This window comes from Massilia sp. BAP21 (assembly GCF_057801335.1).
The window spans coordinates 1,653,079-1,671,823 of sequence record NZ_CM173596.1; the positions used below are offsets into that span (position 1 = coordinate 1,653,079).

At 64.1% G+C, this 18,745-nt stretch carries 13 protein-coding genes, 3 rRNA genes and 1 riboswitch; of the genes, 13 read left to right on the top strand and 3 right to left on the bottom strand.

Annotated elements, in window-relative coordinates:
- Positions 1-63: 63 nt before the first annotated feature.
- Positions 64-1,592, bottom strand: a 16S ribosomal RNA gene (locus ACWYRN_RS07225).
- A gap of 488 nt (positions 1,593-2,080) precedes the next feature.
- Here ACWYRN_RS07225 and cobT point away from each other — a divergent pair.
- From cobT to ACWYRN_RS07290, 13 genes are all read left to right on the top strand, one after another.
- Complete coding sequence (gene cobT, locus ACWYRN_RS07230) at positions 2,081-3,115, top strand: nicotinate-nucleotide--dimethylbenzimidazole phosphoribosyltransferase (protein WP_488691787.1); 1,035 nt, start codon at positions 2,081-2,083, stop codon at positions 3,113-3,115.
- A complete protein-coding gene (locus tag ACWYRN_RS07235; protein ID WP_488691788.1) occupies positions 3,116-3,895 on the top strand; it encodes an adenosylcobinamide-GDP ribazoletransferase in 780 nt (259 codons plus the stop codon). It abuts the gene before it with no gap.
- A 15-nt stretch (positions 3,896-3,910) separates the two neighbouring features.
- Entirely contained in the window at positions 3,911-4,441 is a 531-nt protein-coding gene (locus ACWYRN_RS07240; RefSeq protein ID WP_488691789.1) for a histidine phosphatase family protein, read from the top strand.
- A gap of 7 nt (positions 4,442-4,448) precedes the next feature.
- Positions 4,449-4,665, top strand: a riboswitch (cobalamin riboswitch).
- A gap of 67 nt (positions 4,666-4,732) precedes the next feature.
- Positions 4,733-6,604 (top strand): TonB-dependent receptor domain-containing protein, encoded by a 1,872-nt coding sequence (locus ACWYRN_RS07245; RefSeq protein WP_488691790.1) that lies wholly within the window; start codon positions 4,733-4,735, stop codon positions 6,602-6,604.
- A gap of 12 nt (positions 6,605-6,616) precedes the next feature.
- The gene (locus ACWYRN_RS07250) at positions 6,617-7,669 is read left to right on the top strand and encodes a FecCD family ABC transporter permease (protein ID WP_488691791.1); all 1,053 of its coding nucleotides are present in this window, start codon (positions 6,617-6,619) and stop codon (positions 7,667-7,669) included.
- 25 nt (positions 7,670-7,694) lie between these two features.
- Entirely contained in the window at positions 7,695-8,321 is a 627-nt protein-coding gene (gene cobO, locus ACWYRN_RS07255) for a cob(I)yrinic acid a,c-diamide adenosyltransferase (RefSeq protein WP_488691792.1), read from the top strand.
- Complete coding sequence (locus tag ACWYRN_RS07260) at positions 8,315-9,622, top strand: cobyrinic acid a,c-diamide synthase CobB (RefSeq protein WP_488691793.1); 1,308 nt, start codon at positions 8,315-8,317, stop codon at positions 9,620-9,622. Before cobO ends, ACWYRN_RS07260 begins: the two co-directional genes overlap by 7 nt.
- A complete protein-coding gene (gene cobU / locus ACWYRN_RS07265) occupies positions 9,619-10,179 on the top strand; it encodes a bifunctional adenosylcobinamide kinase/adenosylcobinamide-phosphate guanylyltransferase (protein ID WP_488691794.1) in 561 nt (186 codons plus the stop codon). Before ACWYRN_RS07260 ends, cobU begins: the two co-directional genes overlap by 4 nt.
- Complete coding sequence (cbiB, locus tag ACWYRN_RS07270; protein WP_488691795.1) at positions 10,173-11,129, top strand: adenosylcobinamide-phosphate synthase CbiB; 957 nt, start codon at positions 10,173-10,175, stop codon at positions 11,127-11,129. Before cobU ends, cbiB begins: the two co-directional genes overlap by 7 nt.
- Positions 11,122-12,102: a threonine-phosphate decarboxylase CobD gene (gene cobD, locus ACWYRN_RS07275; protein ID WP_488691796.1), complete on the top strand. Its 981-nt coding sequence runs from the start codon at positions 11,122-11,124 to the stop codon at positions 12,100-12,102. Before cbiB ends, cobD begins: the two co-directional genes overlap by 8 nt.
- Before the next feature lie 32 nt (positions 12,103-12,134).
- Positions 12,135-13,013, top strand: coding sequence for a cobalamin-binding protein (locus ACWYRN_RS07280; protein ID WP_488691797.1), 879 nt, complete (start codon positions 12,135-12,137; stop codon positions 13,011-13,013).
- Between the two features lie 6 nt (positions 13,014-13,019).
- Positions 13,020-14,528: a cobyric acid synthase gene (locus ACWYRN_RS07285; RefSeq protein ID WP_488691798.1), complete on the top strand. Its 1,509-nt coding sequence runs from the start codon at positions 13,020-13,022 to the stop codon at positions 14,526-14,528.
- Positions 14,529-14,573: 45 nt separating this feature from the next.
- Positions 14,574-14,990 (top strand): DUF2061 domain-containing protein, encoded by a 417-nt coding sequence (locus ACWYRN_RS07290; protein ID WP_488691799.1) that lies wholly within the window; start codon positions 14,574-14,576, stop codon positions 14,988-14,990.
- Between the two features lie 566 nt (positions 14,991-15,556).
- Here ACWYRN_RS07290 and rrf read toward each other — a convergent pair.
- Together rrf and ACWYRN_RS07300 are read right to left on the bottom strand one after the other, a co-directional pair.
- Positions 15,557-15,669, bottom strand: a 5S ribosomal RNA gene (gene rrf / locus ACWYRN_RS07295).
- Positions 15,670-15,795: 126 nt separating this feature from the next.
- Positions 15,796-18,670: ribosomal RNA gene (locus ACWYRN_RS07300) — 23S ribosomal RNA — on the bottom strand.
- Positions 18,671-18,745 lie beyond the last annotated feature (75 nt).

Sequence of the window (18,745 nt, forward strand, 5' to 3'; positions counted from 1 at the left end):
TTGTTCAACAGTCGATAAGTGTGAGCGTTTGGTGACTGGTCTCTAGGACCGGTGCTACTCTAGAAAGGAGGTGATCCAGCCGCACCTTCCGATACGGCTACCTTGTTACGACTTCACCCCAGTCACGAATCCTACCGTGGTAAGCGCCCTCCTTGCGGTTAAGCTACCTACTTCTGGTAAAACCCGCTCCCATGGTGTGACGGGCGGTGTGTACAAGACCCGGGAACGTATTCACCGCGACATGCTGATCCGCGATTACTAGCGATTCCAACTTCACGCAGTCGAGTTGCAGACTGCGATCCGGACTACGATACACTTTCTGGGATTAGCTCCCCCTCGCGGGTTGGCGGCCCTCTGTATGTACCATTGTATGACGTGTGAAGCCCTACCCATAAGGGCCATGAGGACTTGACGTCATCCCCACCTTCCTCCGGTTTGTCACCGGCAGTCTCATTAGAGTGCTCTTGCGTAGCAACTAATGACAAGGGTTGCGCTCGTTGCGGGACTTAACCCAACATCTCACGACACGAGCTGACGACAGCCATGCAGCACCTGTGTTCAGGCTCCCTTTCGGGCACATCCAGATCTCTCCGGACTTCCTGACATGTCAAGGGTAGGTAAGGTTTTTCGCGTTGCATCGAATTAATCCACATCATCCACCGCTTGTGCGGGTCCCCGTCAATTCCTTTGAGTTTTAATCTTGCGACCGTACTCCCCAGGCGGTCTACTTCACGCGTTAGCTGCGTTACCAAGTTAATTAAAACCCGACAACTAGTAGACATCGTTTAGGGCGTGGACTACCAGGGTATCTAATCCTGTTTGCTCCCCACGCTTTCGTGCATGAGCGTCAATCTTGACCCAGGGGGCTGCCTTCGCCATCGGTGTTCCTCCACATCTCTACGCATTTCACTGCTACACGTGGAATTCTACCCCCCTCTGCCAGATTCAAGCCTTGCAGTCTCCATCGCAATTCCCAGGTTGAGCCCGGGGCTTTCACGACAGACTTACAAAACCGCCTGCGCACGCTTTACGCCCAGTAATTCCGATTAACGCTTGCACCCTACGTATTACCGCGGCTGCTGGCACGTAGTTAGCCGGTGCTTATTCTTCAGGTACCGTCATTAGCAAAGGATATTAGCCCCTACCGTTTCTTCCCTGACAAAAGAGCTTTACAACCCGAAGGCCTTCTTCACTCACGCGGCATTGCTGGATCAGGCTTGCGCCCATTGTCCAAAATTCCCCACTGCTGCCTCCCGTAGGAGTCTGGACCGTGTCTCAGTTCCAGTGTGGCTGGTCGTCCTCTCAGACCAGCTACTGATCGTCGCCTTGGTGAGCCTTTACCTCACCAACTAGCTAATCAGATATCGGCCGCTCCAGGAGCATGAGGTCTTGCGATCCCCCACTTTCATCCTTAGATCGTATGCGGTATTAGCGTAACTTTCGCTACGTTATCCCCCACTCTTGGGTACGTTCCGATATATTACTCACCCGTTCGCCACTCGCCGCCAGGTTGCCCCGCGCTGCCGTTCGACTTGCATGTGTAAAGCATGCCGCCAGCGTTCAATCTGAGCCAGGATCAAACTCTTCAGTTCAATCTCTGTAATGACTTTACGTCATAGTCGGACTGTTTTTAATCAGTCCTTACGCTTCCCATTGGGAAGCGTAAGCTCACTCAAAATACTGACCGTCATCCCATTGCTGAGATAACGTATTTCTTTTGTGTGAACATTTGATAATTTAAGTAATCAGCTGAACAAGTCAGCCGGCACCTTCATCAAACGCCCACACTTATCGACTGTTAATTGTTAAAGAACTTATTCGGTATTGCTTGCTGCGTTCCGACAAATCGTTTTGTTTGTCAGCAGCAGAGAAGTGAGATTATGCAGTGTTTCGTTTGCGTCGTCAACTTCTCTTTTTTACTGCGCCGCGTTTTCCGCGGTTCTCGCTACACCCGTCAACTACTTGATTTCGTTATCGTTTTCGCGAGGGACCGAACTATAACAAAGCCACTGCAGAGTTGCAAGGGCCTTTCTGTGTGCTATCTTTGCCGCCGCCTCCACTCATCTATATAAGAACAGCGATGCGTATTCCAGAACTGGCACCACTCCGTAACGACGACCTTGCCGCCGCCCTCTCCGCCGCGATCGACAACAAGACCAAGCCGCTCGGCAGCCTGGGCCGCCTGGAAGCCCTGGCCAGACAGATCGGCCTGATTCAAGGCACGGCCACGCCGTCCATCGACTCCCCTTCGATCCTGGTATTCGCCGGCGACCATGGCGTGGTGGCGGAAGGCGTGTCCGCCTACCCGCAGGAAGTCACCTGGCAAATGGTCGAGAACTTCCTGGCCGGCGGCGCTGCGATCAATGTCTTTGCGCGCCAGAACGGCTGCGCGATCGGGGTTGTCGATGCTGGCGTGAATCACCACTTCGGCGAACGCGCCGGCCTGGTTGATCGCAAGGTCGGCCCAAGCACCCGCAACTTCGCCCATGAGGCAGCAATGACGCCCAGCGAATGCGCGCTCGCCCTGGAACATGGCATGGACCTGGCGCGTGCGCTGCCGGGCAACGTGGTCGGCTTCGGTGAAATGGGGATCGGGAACACCACCGCTGCCGCAGCGCTGATGCACAAGCTGGCCGGCATCCCGGTGGCGGACTGCGTCGGCGCCGGTACCGGCCTCACGCCGGAAGGCGTCAGCCACAAGCAGGCCGTGATCGAGGCGGCAGTGGCCAGGCATGCCGGCGTCGACGAGCCGCTCGCAGTGCTAGCCACCTTCGGCGGCTTCGAGATCGCGATGATGGCCGGCGCCATGCTGCAGGCGGCCGCGCTACGCAAGGTGCTGCTGATCGACGGCTTCATCGTTACCAGCGCACTGCTGGTGGCGGCCCGCCTGCAGCCGGCCATCCTCGACTACTGCGTGTTTGCGCACTGCTCGAACGAGCAGGGTCACCGCCAGATGCTCGCGTGTCTAGAAGCGCAACCGCTGCTGCAGCTCGACCTGCGCCTTGGCGAAGGCACCGGCAGCGCGCTGGCCCTGCCCCTGCTGCATGCGGCCGTGAACTTCCTGGCGGAGATGGCGACCTTCTCCTCGGCCCAGGTCAGCACCCGGTCCGAATAAATGCAGCAACTGCGCCTGTTCTTCATCGCGCTGCAGTTCTTCACGCGCCTGCCGATCCCGCGCTGGGTCGGCTTCCAGCCCGAGTGGTTGCAACATGCCTCGCGCTACTTCCCGCTGGTCGGCTGGGTGGTGGCGGCGGTGGCGGCAGGCGTCTACGCCCTGGCCGCGCTGGTGCTGCCGGCGCCACTGGCTGCCGTGCTGTCCACCGCCGCCTCGATCTACGTGACCGGCGCCTTCCACGAAGATGGTTTCGCCGACGCCTGCGACGGCCTGGGCGGTGGCATGACGCGCGAACGCGTGCTCGAGATCATGAAGGATTCACGCGTCGGCGCTTACGGCGCCATCGGCATCGTCTGCATGCTGGGCGTGAAGTGCACCGCGCTGGCGATGCTGCCGCCGACCAGCGCCATCGCCGCCCTGTTCCTGGCGCATCCGCTCTCGCGCCTGGCCGCCACCAGCCTGATCTGGCGCATGACGTATGCGCGCGACCAGGGCAAGTCCAAGCCCATGGCCCAGCAAATGCGCGGTGGAGAGTTCGCCATCGCCGCTGTGACCGCCCTACTGCCGGGCGTCGTGCTGGCGGCATGCGGCCTGCTCGCGCCGGCCTGGCTGGCGGCCTGCATCGCGGCGGCGGCCCTGTCCACCTTCTGGCTCGCGCGTAAATTCCAGGCGCGCCTGCAGGGTTACACGGGCGATTGCCTGGGCGCCGTGCAGCAGCTGGCGGAAGTGGCGATCTACCTCGTCATCGTGGCCAGCATCGGCCACGCCGCGCTAGCCTGAACCTGGTCTGACCACATGCGCCTGCTGCTGGTACGCCACCCGCGCCCCGAGGTCGACCCCGGCCTCTGTTACGGGCGCAGCGATGTCGCGGCCGAGGGCGCCGACCTCCTGCGCGTGCGCGCCACCCTGCCGGCCGGCCTGCCCACCTGGAGCAGCCCCTTGCAGCGCTGCGCCAGCTTGGCCCGCGCATTGAATCCGCCGCAGCTGCGCTTCGACGCGCGCCTGGCCGAGATGGACTTCGGCGCCTGGGAGCTGCGCAGCTGGGACGACATCCCGCGCATCGAGGTCGACGCCTGGGCCGCCGACCTGCTGCACTACCGTCCCGGCGGCGGCGAATCGGTACTGGATGTCGCGCGCCGCGTCGCCGCCTTCCTCAACGATCTGTACAAGGAAGGCCACGCCGAGGCACTGGTCGTCTGCCACGCCGGCACCATCCGCCTGCTGCGCGCCCTGCACACCGGCCTGCCACTGGAGGCCGCCGCGCTGGAAGCGGCGCGCACCCCGCACCGCATCGGCTACGGCGAAATCCTTGCGCTGGGCGGCTGACATCGCCGTATAATGACGCCGTTTTGGTGCTCGCGCCCGTGTTCACAGGCGCAGTTAAACGGGAAACACGAAGCTTCATCAAGCCAACGTGTGCTGCCCCCGCAACGGTAAGCAGGTACCGCGTTCACGCGGCAAATCGTCCTCCACACCACTGTGCTTCGGCATGGGAAGGTCGGACGGCTTCACCTGCCAGCCCGGAGACCGGCCAAAAGGTGGAAGCGTATCGAACAATACGCTTCTGTTCAATCTGGCCTACGGGGACGTGGGCTGGTTGTCCGACCCAGGCTTATCATGACCTTTCACGTTTCACGGCAAGCGGCCGCATCGTCGCTCGCCCTCGCCATGGCCGCGCCTTTCGCGTGCGCCGACTCCGCATCCATCGCGACGCCCGTCGACACCGTCGTCGTCACCGCGGCACGCACGCCGCAGCGCGCCGACGCCGTCATCGCCCAGACCACCGTCATCCAGGCCGAGGAAATCGCGCGCTCCGGCGCCGGCTCGGTGGCCGACGTGCTGCAGCGCCAACCCGGCATCGAGATCACGCGCAACGGCAGTGCCGGCGCCAGCACCAGCGTCTACCTGCGCGGCGCGAATGCCAACCAGGTCGTGGTGTTGCTCGACGGCGTGCGCATCGGCTCCTCGACCAGCGGCGTCGCCAGCTGGAACGCCGTTCCGCTCGAGGCCATCGACCGCATCGAAGTCGTCTACGGCCCCCTGAGCACCCTGTACGGCGCCGATGCCATCGGCGGCGTGATCCAGATCTTCACGCGCAAGGGCGAAGCGGGACTGCACGCCAGCGCCACGATCGGCGCCGGCAGCGACGCCACGCGCCAGGCCAGCGCCCGCATTGCCGGCGCCAGCGGCGGCAAGCACGCGGTGACCTACGCCTTTGGCGCCGGCCACGACGAGTCCGACGGCTTCTCGGCCACCCGGCCGGGCGCATCCGGCTACAACCCGGACGACGACGGCTACCGCCGCACCAACATCCACGGCCGCGTGGCGGTCGCCATCGCACCGGGCCATGAAGCGGGCGCCCAGTTTCTGCACAGCCGTTTGCGCGCCCAGTACGACAGCGGCGCCGGCAGCTTCGACACCAACAACCGCCAGGACCTGGACACGGCATCGGTCTTCATGTCGAACCAGTTCGCGCCGAGCTGGCGCAGCACGCTGCAGCTGGCGCGCGCCAAGGATGAACTGGGCAGCTTCACCAGTGCGGCGGCCAGCGGCGCCAGCCAGATCGACACCCGCCAGGACGAATTCACCTGGCAGAACACGATCACGCTCGGCAGCGACACCCTGCAGCTGCTGTACAACCACCGCAAGGAAGAAGTGGCATCCAGCGCCACCCGCGCGCTGGAACGCGAACGCATCACCAATTCGTACGCCGCCGCCTACGCGCTGCGCCGCGGCCCGCACCTGGTCGACCTCAGCGCGCGCCAGGACCGTTCCGTCTACGGCGACAAGAATACCGGCGCCGCCGGCTACGGCTATAACTTCGGCAACGGCCTGCGCGCCACCGCCAGCATCGGCTCGAGCTTCCGCGCACCGACCTTCAACGAGTTGTACTACCCGGGCTATGGCGTCGACACCAACCAGCCCGAGCGTGGCCGCAACGCCGAACTCGGCCTGCGCTACGACAGCCGCGCCGTGCAGCTGGACGCCACCGTTTACCGCAACCGCCTGAGCGACATGATCGTCTCGGCCAATCCCTGCCCGGACAACCGCGACGGCCGCAGCGGCAGCTGCGCCTACAACGTGGCCTCGGCCACCCTGGAAGGCGTGAGCCTGGCGGCCAGCACCCGCATCGGCGCCCTGCGCCTGCGCGGCAGCGCCGACTGGTCCGACCCGCAGGACAACGGCAGCGGCAAGCGCCTGGCGCGCCGCGCCGCCAGGCACGCCAGCTTCAATGCCGAATACGGCAGCGGCCAGTTGAAGGCCGGCGCCGAATGGGTGCTCTCGGGTGCGCGTTTCGACGATGCCGCCAACCTGCGCCGCCTCGGTGGCTATGGCCTGCTGAACCTGTACGCGAGCTGGCAGATCAATGAAGACTTCTCGCTGCTGGCACGGGTGAACAACGGCTTCGACAAGGACTACGAACTGGCCCGCAACTACAACACCGGTGGCCGCAGCTGGTTTGCCGGCCTGCGCTACGGTATCCGCTGACCAAACTTCACCATGAACCGCCCGCCCCCGCCCCTCTCTAAGCCGTTAGCACTGCGGCCGCTGCACCAGCGCGCCCTGCTGGTCACGGGGGCGATGCTGCTCGTGGCGATCGCCTGCATGCTGTATGCGGGCATGACCGGCTCGGTCGAGGTAGGGCTGGCCGACGTGCCGGCGGCGCTGCGCGAATTATTCGAAGGGCGTCCGCAAACGCTGGCCGCCTCGCTGCTGGAACTGCGCGCCGGCCGCGCCACGGTGGCCTTTGCCACCGGCGCCGCCCTGGCCCTGGCGGGCGTGCTGATGCAGGCCCTGCTGCGCAATCCCCTGGCCGATCCCTACATCCTCGGGATCTCGGCCGGCGCCTCGGTCGGCGCCCTGGCCGCACTGATGCTGATGGCGGCCATGGCCACGGTGGAACTGGCGGCCGTCGCCGGCGCCATCGTGGTCTCGCTGCTGCTGTATGCGCTGGCGCGCCAGGACCTGCGCGGCGGCGCCGGCAGCGGCGGCGGCACCTCCACCCTGCTGCTGACCGGCGTGGTGATCTCCTCGCTGTGCGTGGCATTGATCACCATGATGCTGTCGATCGCGCCCGAAGGCCGGCTGCGCACCATGGTGTTCTGGATGATCGGCGACGTCGCCGGCGCGCCGGTGCGGCTGCTGCCCTGGCTGGTGCTGGGCGCCGCCCTGCTCTACGCGCTGCGCAACGCGCGCGGCATGAACGTGCTGGCCCTGCATGCGGAAGCGGCGGTCACGCTGGGCGTACCCGTCGGCAGCCTGCGCCGCGGTTTGTTCCTGGTCTCGGGCATCCTGACCGCCAGCGCCGTCACCAGCGCCGGCTCGATCGGCTTCGTCGGCCTGATCGTGCCGCACGCCTGCCGCTTTGCCTTCGGGCCCGATCACCGCCTGCTGATCCCGGCCTCGGTGCTGGCCGGCGGCAGCTTCCTGGTGCTGTGCGATACGCTGGCGCGAACAATCGTCGCGCCGCAGCAGCTGCCGGTCGGCGCCGTCACCGCCATCATCGGCGCCCCCATCTTCCTTTATCAACTGCACCGCCTGCGCCGCCACTGAGGCGCAGCAATCCCCGGAGCCTCCCATGAACGACATGACACCCGAACAGACGGCCGCGCTCAACGAACGCCATCGCGTGCGCATGGAGCGCAAGAAAGCCATCATCGACGCCCGCATCGAGGCGGCCGACAAGCAGGTCGGCATCATCATCGTCAACACCGGCAACGGCAAGGGCAAGAGTTCGAGCGCCTTCGGCATGGCGGCGCGCGCCCTCGGCCACGGCATGCGCGTGGGCGTGGTCCAGTTCATCAAGGGAGCGATGGCCACCGGCGAAGAGCAGTTCCTGCGCCGCTTCCCCGATGAGGTGAGCTTCCACGTGATGGGCGAAGGCTATACCTGGGAAACCCAGAACCGCGAGCGCGACATGGAAAAGGCGGCCGAAGCCTGGGCCCAGGCCCGGCGCTTCCTGGCCGACCCGGCCATCGGCATGGTGGTGCTCGACGAACTGAACATCGCTTTGAAGTACCGCTACCTCGACGTGCACAGCGTGATCGAGGATTTGCTCGACCGCCCGCCGATGCAGCACGTGGTGATCACCGGGCGCGGCGCACCGCCGGAACTGGTGGCCGTGGCCGACACCGTCACCGAGATGAACGTGGTGAAGCACGCCTTTGCCGCCGGCATCGGCGCGCAAGCGGGGACCGAATGGTAAGCACCCTGCACAGCGGCGCACGCATGGTGCTGGTGGCGGCCGTCTCCTCGGGCCAGGGCAAGACCACCGTTACCGCGGCCCTGGCACGCAGCCTGGTGCGGCGCGGCCAGCGCGTGCGCGTCTTCAAGTGCGGCCCCGACTTCATCGACCCGATGCTGCTCGAACGCGCCTGCGGCGCCCCGGTCCACACGCTCGACCTGTGGATGGTGGGCCGCGACGAATGCCGGCGCCGCCTGGCGCAAGCGGCGCGCGAAGCCGACGCCGTGCTGGTCGAAGGCGTGATGGGCCTGTACGACGGCACGCCCTCGGCGGCCGACCTGGCGAACGAATTCGGCATGCCGGTGCTGGCCGTAATCGACGCCTCGGCCATGGCGCAGACCGCCGGCGCCGTGGCGCGCGGCCTGCGCGACTATGGTCCAGTGCAGATGGCCGGCGTGATCGCCAACCGCATCGCCAGCCCCGGCCACGCGCAGATGGTGGCGGGCTCGCTGCGCGACATCCCGCTGATTGCTTCCTTGGGGCGCCAGGCCGCCAGCCTGCCGGAACGCCACCTCGGCCTGGTGCTGCCAGGCGAGCAGCCGCAGATCGACGCCTACCTCGATGCCCTGGCCGATGCGCTGCAGCTGGACGCCGCCGCCTGGGATGCATTACCGTTCCTCTCACCCGCGGTCCAGGATGGCCCGGCCATCGCACCGGCACTGGCCGGCAAGACGGTCGCCATTGCGCGCGATGCCGCCTTTGCCTTCCTGTATCCGGCCAATCTCGATACCCTGCGCATCCTCGGCGCGCGCCTGACCTATTTTTCGCCGTTGGCCGACGAGGCCCTGCCGCCGGATGCCGACGCCGTCTACCTGCCCGGCGGTTATCCGGAACTGCATGGCGAAGCATTGGCGCAGGCCGCACGCTGGCGTGCCTCGATCAGGGCGGCGCACGCGGCCGGCCTGCCGATCCTGGCCGAATGCGGCGGCATGATGGCACTCGCCGACGAACTCACCGACCCGGACGGGCGCTGCTGGCCGATGGCCGGGCTGCTGCCTGGCGCGGTGACGATGGGGACGCGCCTGGCCGGCCTCGGCGCCCAGGCCCTGGATACGCCGGACGGCACGCTGCGCGGCCACACCTTTCATTATTCGCGCCTGGAGACGCCGGTCGCGCCATCGCGGCACACGGTGCGCAATACTTCCGGCACCCAGGGCGAGGCGGTGTACGAGGTCGGTTCGCTGACGGCGTCCTACTTCCACGGCTACTTCGCCTCGAACCCGCAGGCGGTGGCCAGCCTGTTCACGCGGGCGGCGCCATGAGCGCCACGCTGATCCTGGGCGGCGCCCGCTCCGGCAAGAGCGCGCTGGCCGAGCGCCTGGCGCGCGAATCGGAAAAGGAGGTGGTCTACCTGGCCACCGCCCATGCGGGTGACGGCGAAATGGGCGCACGCATCGCGCATCACCGCGCGCGCAGGCCGGCGCACTGGGCCACGCTGGAAGAACCGCTGGCGCTGGCCGCGCTGCTGCGCCGCGAATGCACGGCCGGGTGCCTGGTGCTGGTCGACTGCCTGACCCTGTGGCTGACCAACCTGATGCTGTGCGGGGATGCACCCTTGCCGGAAGCCGGCGACCTGCTGCTGCCGGCGCGCTTCGATGACGAACGCGCCGCCCTGCTCGAACTGCTGGACGCCGGCCTGTCGGGCGAACTGATTTTGGTCTCGAACGAGGTCGGCATGGGCATCGTGCCGCTGGGCGCGCTGTCGCGCCGCTTCGCCGACGAGGCGGGGCGCCTGAACCAGGACGTGGCGGCGCGCGCCGGCCGGGTGATCCTGGTGGCGGCCGGCCTGCCGCTGGTGCTGAAAGGCGCGCCGTGCTGATCGGCCTGCCGCTGGTCGAACTTTCGCTGCTGCTGGTGGCGGGCGTGGCGTTTGACCTGCTGCTGGGCGAGGCGCGGCGCTGGCATCCGCTGGTCGGCTTCGGGCGGCTGGCGAATGTGCTCGAGGCGCGCATCAACCGCGCTAGCGGGCGGCTGGCACGCGGCGCCCTGGCCTGGATGCTGGCGGTGCTGCCGCCGGTGCTCGCGGCGGCATGCCTGGCATCCGTGCTGCCGGATGCTGCCACCATGCTGCTGCATGCCTTCCTGCTGTATTTCGCCCTCGGCCTGCGCAGCCTGCGCGAGCACACCATCCCGATCTTCCGCGCCCTGCGCGCCGGCCAGCTGGATGAAGCGCGCCGGTTGACCGGCCGCATCGTCAGCCGCGACACGCGCGACGCCAGCGCGTCCGACCTGGCCAAGGCCGGCGCCGAATCGCTGCTCGAAAACGGCAACGACGCCGTGTTCGGCACCCTGTTCTGGTTCCTGGTGGCGGGCGGGCCGGGCGCGCTGCTGTTCCGCCTCGCGAATACGCTCGATGCGATGTGGGGCTACCGCAGCGAGCGTTTCAATCTGTTCGGCCGCACGGCCGCGCGCATCGACGACGTGCTGAACTTCGTCCCCGCGCGCCTGACTGCACTCAGCTACGTGCTGCTGGCGCCGCGCGGCGGCCATGGGCGCGCCTGGCGCTGCTGGCGCGCCCAGGCCCCGGCCTGGAGCAGCCCGAACGCCGGCCCGGTGATGGCCAGCGGCGCCGGCGCGCTCGGCATTGCGCTGGGCGGCGCGGCGCGCTACGACGGCGTGGTCGAACAGCGTCCGCCGCTCGGTCTCGGCCGCAATGCAGCCCCGGTCGATGTGCTGCGCGCCTGGCGCCTGGTGCTGGGCACCACCTTGCTGTGGCTGGGCGCCGCCTGCACCCTTGCGCTATTCACGTGGGGAGCGGGCCATGCTTGAACACGGCGGCAACCTGCGCGCAGCCGCGCAGCGCTACGGGCGCGACGACTGGATCGACCTCTCGACCGGCATCAACCCCTGGGGCTATCCGGCGCCGGCGCTGCCGCCGGATGCCTGGCACCGGCTGCCCGAGCCCGATCCGGGCCTGGCGGCGGCCGCGTGTGCCTGGTACCGCGCGCCGGCCCTGCTGCCGGTGGCCGGCACCCAGGCCGCGATCCAGGCCCTGCCGCGCCTGCGTCCGCCCTCGCGCGTGGTGGTGGCCGCGCCCTCGTATGCGGAGCACGCGCACCACTGGGGCCGGCACGGGCACAGCCTGCGCCAGGTGGCGTATACCGATTTGGAACAGGCGGTCGATACCTGCGAGGTGCTGGTGGTCTGCAATCCGAACAACCCAACCGGCGCGACCATCCCTGCGCCGCAGCTGCGCACGTGGGCGGCGCGCCTGGCGCGGCGCGGCGGCTGGCTGGTGGTCGACGAGGCCTTTGGCGACACGGCGCCAGGCTTGAGCGTGGCCCCCGACAGCGGCCAGCCGGGACTGGTCGTGCTGCGCTCGGTCGGCAAGTTCTTCGGGCTGGCCGGCCTGCGCCTGGGCTTCGTCGGCGCGCATCCGGCGCTGCTGGCGGAACTGGCCGATCTGCTCGGCCCCTGGTCGGTCAGCGGCCCTGCGCAAACGGTGGCGCGCGCGGCGCTCGAAGACCGGACCTGGCAGGACCGGACGCAAACGCGCCTGCTGCTGGCGGGCGAGCACATGCGCGCGCTACTGGGTGCGCACGGCATCGCGGCGAGCGGCACACCGCTGTTCCACTGGTGGCCGCATGCGCGGCCGGAAGCGTTTCACGAACACCTGGCCAGGCAGGGCATCTGGTGCCGCCTGTTCACCGGGGCGGCGCGCGGCATCCGCCTTGGCCTGCCTGCCAACGACGACGAATGGCGGCGCCTCGCGCGCGCGCTGGAAAACTGGAGTGAAGGATGAGGGAAAGCATGGGGCGAGGTAGCCAACGAGGTATGCAAGGAACCGTGCGGCTCGGCGCCGTGCTGGCCGGCCTGGTGCTGGCCCAGGCGGCGCAGGCCGTGACGGTGAAGGACGACGCCGGCGCCAACGTCAGCCTGGCCAAGCCAGCGCTGCGCGTGATCTCGATGGCGCCGCATGCGACCGAACTGCTGTTCGCGGCCGGCGGCGGCGCGCGCGTGGTGGGCGCGGTCGACTACAGCGATTACCCTGAAGCGGCCAAGCGCATCCCGCGCATCGGCTCGAACCGCGAGGTCGACGTCGAGCGCATCATGGCGCTGAAACCCGACCTCATCGTGGCCTGGATGCACGGCAGTTCGGAACGCCAGATCGAGCTGGTGCGCCGGACCGGGGTGCCAATCTACCTGAGCGACCCGCAGACCCTGGAAGGCATTCCCGACAGCCTGCAGCGCCTGGCCCAGTTGATGGGCACCGAGGCGGCGGCGCAGCCGGTGGCGTCTGAACTGCGCGCGCGCCTGGCCAATTTGCGCAAGCGCTATGCGGGCCGCTCGCCGGTACGCACCTTCTACCAGGTGTGGGACAAGCCGCTGTACACCTTGAGCGGCAAGCACATCATCACCGACGCGCTGCGCCTGTGCGGCGGCGAGAACATCTTCCATACGCTGCCGGTGACGGCGCCGGTGGTGACGCTGGAAAGCGTGCTGCAGTCCGACCCGGAAGCCATCTTCGGCACCGCCGAGAAGAACTACGGCGGCGTGAACCTGTGGCGCCAGTATCCGACCATGACGGCGGTGCGCAACGAGAACCTGTTCACGGTGGACGGCAACCTGCTGAACCGCGCCGGCCCGCGCATGATCGACGGCGCCGCCGTGATGTGCGAGAAGCTGGAAGAAGCGCGCAAGCACCGCAAATAAGCGCAGATGACTTCCTTCCCCTTCCAGACCCTGATGGTGCAGGGCACGACCTCGGATGCCGGCAAGAGCACGGTGGTGGCGGCGCTGTGCCGCCTGTTGAAGCGGCATGGCGTGCGCGTGGCGCCCTTCAAGCCGCAGAACATGGCACTCAACAGCGCGGTGACCCGGGATGGCGGCGAGATCGGGCGCGCCCAGGCGCTGCAGGCAATCGCCGCCGGCATCGAGCCGCATACCGACATGAACCCGGTGCTGCTGAAACCGTCGAGCGACACCGGCGCCCAGGTGATCATCCACGGCCGCGCGCGCGCCGAGATGAATGCGCGCGACTACCACCGTTATAAAACGGTGGCGATGGCGGCGGTGCTGGAATCGCACGCGCGCTTGAAGGAGCAGTACGACTGCATCGTGGTCGAGGGCGCGGGCAGCCCGGCCGAGATCAATCTGCGCGAGCGCGACATCGCCAATATGGGTTTCGCCGAAGCAGTCGACTGCCCGGTGATCCTGGTGGCGGACATCGACCGCGGCGGCGTGTTCGCGCACCTGGTCGGTACCCTGGCTTGTCTATCCGAGAGCGAACGCGCACGCATCGCCGGCTTCGTGATCAACCGCTTCCGCGGCGATATCGGGCTGCTGGAGCCGGGCCTGGACTGGCTCGAACGCGAGACCGGCAAGCCGGTGCTGGCGGTGCTGCCCTATCTGCACGGGCTGTATCTCGACGCCGAGGATGCGGTGCAGCCGGCCCAGGCCGGACGCGGCGCCTTCAAGGTGGTGGTGCCCAGCCTGCCGCGCATGAGCAACCACACCGACTTCGACGCCCTGCGCGCGCATCCGGACGTCGATGTCCGCTTCGTGCGCGCCGGCGAAACGATACCGGGCGCCGACCTGATCATCCTCCCCGGCAGCAAGAACACGCGCGGAGACCTGTCATGGCTGCGCGAGCAGGGCTGGCCGGACGCGATCGGTCGTCACCTGCGCTACGGCGGCAAGGTGATCGGCGTGTGCGGCGGCTTCCAGATGCTCGGCAAGGTGGTGGACGATCCGCATGGCGTCGAAGGCGGCGCGGGCACGTCGATCGGTCTTGGCCTGCTCGACCTGGCGACGACGATGACGCGCGAGAAGCGGCTGTGCCGGGTGAACGGCGTATGCGCCTTCGATGACGGCGCGGCACACGTGGAAGGCTACGAGATCCATATGGGCGAGTCGCAGGGAACGGCTTTCGAGACGCCGGCTTTCCGTATCGACGGACGGCCGGAAGGAGCCTGCTCGGCCGACGGACAGATCCTCGGGACTTACCTGCACGGCCTGTTCGACCATCCGGATGCCGGCGCTGCCCTGCTGCGCTGGGCCGGCGCGCGCAGCGAGCACCGGGTGGATACTGCCGCGTTGCGCGAGGACAGCCTGGACCGGATTGCGGATGCGGCCCAGCCTTTGTTCGAGCGCTTGATGGCGTTGTCCGATAATGATAGGCAAGGCCTATCGACTCGCTTAAATCAATTTACTTTATCTCATAGATGAGAATGACTATCATTTGCTTCAGATTGTTAAGAACTGGAGCAGTACATGATCGTCGCAGCCAAACGCCTCAGCCAAGTCCTCACCCACATGGCCATCGCCTATACCCTTGCCTACACGGTAACGGGCTCGGCGGTGTTCAGCGGTCTGGCCGTGATTGCGGAACCGATCATCAACGTGCTGCTGCTGCCGTTCCACGAGGCGGCTTGGGCGAAACGCCGCCGCATGGCGCGTGACGACAAGGCGCGCTACGTGGCAATGGCCGGCGAAAAGCTCAGCCAGACTTTCCTGCACGCCGGCGTTGCCTTCAGTGTGATGTATGTGACGACCGGCTCCTGGGCGATTGGCGGCGTTGCTGCGGTGCTTGAACCGATCTGCAACGTGATCATCCTGCCGCTGCACGACCGTCTGTGGGAACACGCCGAGCGTACCAGTACGCCGGCCGTGCGCCTGCACGGCGCCTGAATCGTTCTAAGCGGGCCGGCTCAGCGCCGGCCTCGTCCGTATCCCCAGCCCCCACCGCGGTGCGACCAGCCACCGCCTCGTCCATGCCAGCCGTGCGATCGTGCGCCATGGTATTTGCCATAGCCATGGCGGTGCCCATAGCCGCCGCGATCGTAATAGCCAAATCCAAAATTCAGCGCGACCGGAGGACCGACATAGGTCGGATAGCCATAGCTCGGGTAATAGTAGGGGTCGTAGGCCGCGGCGTAAGGTGGCCCGTAGACAGCGCATCCGCCCAGGCTGCCAGCAATCACCAAGTCAACAGTAAGACGCTTCACTGCACGCATACCTGGAGTGTTCATGTCAGATCCCCGAACGCGAACCTGGTTTCATTCTAGTTCGGTACGCCAGGTTTGCAACGTGAACGTTTGGCTATAAGAGATGGGTTCCGTAGGGTGGGCACCTGTGCCCACGCTGTCTGACCGCTTGAATATCGGCACAGTGCGCAAACGGTCCTCTGCACAAAATGCGATTCCCAAAGCAAAAAACCCCGCAGAGATCACTCTGCGGGGTTTTTCATATAACTAGCCTGACGATAACCTACTTTCACACTGGTTGCAGCACTATCATCGGCGCAAAGTCGTTTCACGGTCCTGTTCGGGATGGGAAGGGGTGGGACCGACTTGCTATGGTCATCAGGCATGACTTGTACGAGCTTCGTTCGTGGTGAACGCAGCTCAGAATCTGGAGGAAGTAAAGTTGGTAGTAACTGTCGTGTCAACAAACAGCACTGTAATCTCGATTTAACTATACCTGCTAAGGTTATAGGGACAAGCCGTACGGGCAATTAGTACTGGTTAGCTTAATGCATTACTGCACTTCCACACCCAGCCTATCAACGTCCTGGTCTCGAACGACCCTTCAAGGAGCTCAAGGCTCCGGGAAATCTCATCTCAAGGCAAGTTTCCCGCTTAGATGCTTTCAGCGGTTATCTCTTCCGAACTTAGCTACCCGGCAATGCCACTGGCGTGACAACCGGTACACCAGAGGTTCGTCCACTCCGGTCCTCTCGTACTAGGAGCAGCCCCCTTCAAATTTCCAACGCCCACGGCAGATAGGGACCAAACTGTCTCACGACGTTTTAAACCCAGCTCACGTACCACTTTAAATGGCGAACAGCCATACCCTTGGGACCGGCTACAGCCCCAGGATGTGATGAGCCGACATCGAGGTGCCAAACTCCCCCGTCGATATGAACTCTTGGGAGGAATCAGCCTGTTATCCCCAGAGTACCTTTTATCCGTTGAGCGATGGCCCTTCCATACAGAACCACCGGATCACTATGTCCTACTTTCGTACCTGCTCGACTTGTCGGTCTCGCAGTTAAGCACGCTTATGCCATTGCACTATTAGCACGATGTCCGACCGTACCTAGCGTACCTTCGAACTCCTCCGTTACACTTTAGGAGGAGACCGCCCCAGTCAAACTGCCTACCATGCACTGTCCCCGATCCGGATAACGGACCAAGGTTAGAACCTCAAACAAACCAGGGTGGTATTTCAAGGATGGCTCCACGAGAACTGGCGTCCCCGCTTCAAAGCCTCCCACCTATCCTACACAGATTGGTTCAAAGTCCAATGCAAAGCTACAGTAAAGGTTCATGGGGTCTTTCCGTCTAGCCGCGGGTAGATTGCATCATCACAAACATTTCAACTTCGCTGAGTCTCGGGAGGAGACAGTGTGGCCATCGTTACGCCATTCGTGCAGGTCGGAACTTACCCGACAAGGAATTTCGCTACCTTAGGACCGTTATAGTTACGGCCGCCGTTTACTGGGACTTCAATCAAGAGCTTGCACCCCATCATTTAATCTTCCAGCACCGGGCAGGCGTCACACCCTATACGTCCACTTTCGTGTTTGCAGAGTGCTGTGTTTTTATTAAACAGTCGCAGCCACCAGTTTATTGCAACCCTTTCGCCCTTCCACAGTAAAGTGGTCAAGCTACCGGGGCGTACCTTTTCCCGAAGTTACGGTACCAATTTGCCGAGTTCCTTCTCCCGAGTTCTCTCAAGCGCCTTAGAATACTCATCTCGCCCACCTGTGTCGGTTTGCGGTACGGTCTCGTATGACTGAAGCTTAGAGGCTTTTCTTGGAACCACTTCCGATTGCTTCGTAGCACATGGCTACACGTCCCAGTCCCTTGAATTACGCACCCGGATTTGCCTAAGTGCCTTCTATGAACCAGAAACCAGCTATTCCAACAGCTGGACAACCTTCCGCGATCCGTCCCCCCATCGCATCATACGACGGTGCAGGAATATTAACCTGCTTCCCATCAGCTACGCATCTCTGCCTCGCCTTAGGGGCCGACTCACCCTGCTCCGATGAACGTTGAACAGGAAACCTTGGGCTTACGGCGTGCGGGCTTTTCACCCGCATTATCGCTACTCATGTCAGCATTCGCACTTCTGATACCTCCAGCATCCTTTACAAGACACCTTCGCAGGCTTACAGAACGCTCTCCTACCATATGTCAAAGACATATCCGCAGCTTCGGTGACTGGCTTAGCCCCGTTACATCTTCCGCGCAGGACGACTCGATCAGTGAGCTATTACGCTTTCTTTAAATGGTGGCTGCTTCTAAGCCAACATCCTGACTGTTTTAGCCTTCCCACTTCGTTTTCCACTTAGCCAATCTTTGGGACCTTAGCTGGCGGTCTGGGTTGTTTCCCTCTTGACGCCGGACGTTAGCACCCGACGTCTGTCTCCCAAGCTCGCACTCATCGGTATTCGGAGTTTGCAATGGTTTGGTAAGTCGCAATGACCCCCTAGCCATAACAGTGCTCTACCCCCGATGGTGATACTTGAGGCACTACCTAAATAGTTTTCGGAGAGAACCAGCTATTTCCAAGTTTGTTTAGCCTTTCACCCCTACCCACAGCTCATCCCCTAATTTTTCAACATTAGTGGGTTCGGACCTCCAGGGCGTGTTACCGCACCTTCATCCTGGCCATGGGTAGATCACTTGGTTTCGGGTCTACACCCAGCGACTGTCGCCCTGTTCGGACTCGATTTCTCTACGGCTCCCCTATCCGGTTAACCTCGCCACTGAATGTAAGTCGCTGACCCATTATACAAAAGGTACGCCGTCACGGAACAAGTCCGCTCCGACTGTTTGTATGCACACGGTTTCAGGATCTATTTCACTCCCCTCCCGGGGTTCTTTTCGCCTTTCCCTCACGGTACTGGTTCACTATCGGTCGATTACGAGTATTTAGCCTTGGAGGATGGTCCCCCCATGTTCAGACAGGATTTCTCGTGTCCCGCCCTACTTGTCGTACGCTTAGTACCACCGTCCAGATTTCGTGTAAGGGGCTATCACCCTCTATGGCCAACATTTCCAGGTTGTTCCACTATCTGATCGACTATCACGTACAGGCTCTTCCCATTTCGCTCGCCACTACTTTGGGAATCTCGGTTGATTTCTTTTCCTGCAGCTACTTAGATGTTTCAGTTCGCCGCGTTCGCTTTGCATACCTATGTATTCAGTATGCAATGACCCAAAGGGCCGGGTTTCCCCATTCGGAAATCTGCGGATCAAAGTGTGTTTGCTCACTCCCCGCAGCTTATCGCAAGCTACTACGTCCTTCATCGCCTGTAATCGCCAAGGCATCCACCATGTGCACTTATTCGCTTGTCCCTATAACGTTAGCCCCTGCTGACACAGGGAGCGTTATAGAAATCAAGAGTACAGCGTGTTGCATGTTTGTTGATA